The organism is Alteromonas sp. ABH2_165 (assembly GCF_056159945.1).
Genome location: NZ_JBSWWF010000055.1, coordinates 1 through 214 on the forward strand (window position 1 = coordinate 1; position 214 = coordinate 214).

At 38.8% G+C, this 214-nt stretch carries 1 protein-coding gene; it reads right to left on the reverse strand.

Going from position 1 to position 214, the window contains the following annotated elements:
- Nucleotides 1-85 precede the first annotated feature (85 nt).
- The coding region (locus ACXAFQ_RS20570) for a type II toxin-antitoxin system RelE/ParE family toxin (protein ID WP_474825231.1) at nucleotides 86-214 on the reverse strand (129 nt) is incomplete at its 5' end.

The window sequence follows — 214 nt, forward strand, 5'->3', positions numbered from 1 at the left end:
GCAAGAGTCCTGCAACTTATGCCGTGTGGCTCCATATAAATGGACTCAATAAATTCGCCTGGATGTGGTGGGTTATGCATATTCATTAGTGATAATCCTCGTAATTTAAGATGTAAGCATTACCATCCGTGAACTCGAAAGTTACTCTCCAATTGCCATTAACAGATATCGACCAAATATTAGACCTTTCTCCTTTGAGTTGATGAAGAGAAAA